General features: G+C 39.9%; 1 protein-coding gene and 1 pseudogene. One reads left to right on the top strand and one right to left on the bottom strand.

The features are described from left to right. Window positions 1-597 (bottom strand): annotated as a pseudogene (locus AC1MDJ_RS07835) (Eco57I restriction-modification methylase domain-containing protein); the annotation flags it as partial. 42 nt (window positions 598-639) lie between these two features. Between AC1MDJ_RS07835 and AC1MDJ_RS07830 the strand changes: the two are divergent. Next, window positions 640-1236 (top strand): master DNA invertase Mpi family serine-type recombinase, encoded by a 597-nt coding sequence (locus tag AC1MDJ_RS07830; RefSeq protein WP_479690363.1) that lies wholly within the window; start codon window positions 640-642, stop codon window positions 1234-1236. The last annotated feature ends 225 nt before the right edge of the window (window positions 1237-1461 follow it).

The following is a 1461-nucleotide window of genomic DNA, read 5'->3' as shown; positions in this document are numbered from 1 at the left end:
GTTTAGAAATGCCAAAAGAATTTCTGGTTTATCAACCGCAAAGAAATAATTGGTGTCTAAAAGAAACATATTTTTATCAATCTTGGCATAGTATGTTTCGCCAACGCTAGCCCACGCGATTTTTTGTTTAGAGAATTCGTCCATATAAGCACAACTTCTCAAATTGTATGGCGTGTCCCCTTGGTCGTCCCTCTTGGCTATTTTATCCCAATATTTGTCTAAATGTGCCTTTACAGCAGGGTATTTTTTGATGTCAACTTTAGGGGTATCCTGAAAGCCGTTATGTGTTGCGAGCAGCCACAGGTCAGCGAAATCGTAGCCGTAGCGTTTGATGTCTCTGCCGCGCAAAATCGGTCGTATAATTTCAACACTATTAGGGTCTTTTGCTATGAGTTCATCCTTTTTCGCTCCGTCTATAATGAAAGCCTCATTGCAGCCAGTTAGAATACCTCTATATATGTTAATATCCCAATCTTTGAGTGGCGTTCCTAGCCGTTCTATCTTATCTTTTATACTTTTTTCTATCGGGTTTAGTATAACCCAAGCGTCTTTTCCAAAACTCATAACTTCGCCATATTGTCTAATATAAACGCTCATATTTGTTATAACTAATGTTAATAAACGTTTAGGAGGCTAGTTATGATTTACGGATATATACGCGTCAGCACTGATAAGCAAAGCACTGAAAATCAGCGGTTTGAGATAGAACGATTTGCTAAGGCAAACGGCATCGTCATCGGCGTATGGATAGAGGAAACTATTAGTGCAAGTAAAGCATTAGACAAACGAAAACTTGGTATGCTCATATCAGCCATTAAAACAGGCGATATTATAATAGCCTCTGAACTTTCAAGGCTAGGCAGAAACCTTTTACAGGTAATGAGCATATTGCACCATTGCCTGAGCAGTGGTGCGGTTGTGTGGACTATAAAAGACAACTACAGGTTGGGGCAGGACATACAATCAAAGGTGCTGGCGTTTGCTTTTGGCTTGGCGGCTGAGATTGAAAGAAATCTAATATCTCAAAGAACAAAGGAGGCATTGGCACGACTCAAGGTAGAGGGAAAAGTGCTTGGACGTCCCAAAGGTAGGAAAAGCACAAAAGTTAAACTATCAGGCAAAGAGGAAACTATAAGAAATATGCTCAGAAGAGGCTTAAGACAATATGTAATAGCAAAAAGGCTGCACGTTCACAGGATAACGCTGAGCAATTTTATTAAAATAAAAGGTATATAATCAGAAAAACACCCACAAGAAACCCTCCCAATATAGGGGGTTATTAAATAATCGTCCCTGAACGTCCCGTAAGCACCCTTTAGGGTTTGTCTCGTTGGTGGTGTCTGTATATAATCATTATGTGCTTGGGGAAGGATACGCTATCTGGTTGAAATAAAGCTATAGCGGTCTGACAATTTGCAACTGATTTAATGACAACACCAATATGCTAGCGTTGGGTTCTGT

It is taken from the genome of Candidatus Termitispirillum reticulitermitis (genome assembly GCF_054655775.1).
The sequence above is the reverse complement of the archived record's forward strand: the minus strand, read 5'-3'. Positions and strand labels throughout refer to the sequence as shown.

Bases quoted from the DNA above. Each gene is read 5' to 3' on its own strand.
- AC1MDJ_RS07830 (WP_479690363.1), top strand. From the start codon at position 640: ATGATTTACGGATATATACGCGTCAGCACTGATAAGCAAAGCACTGAA.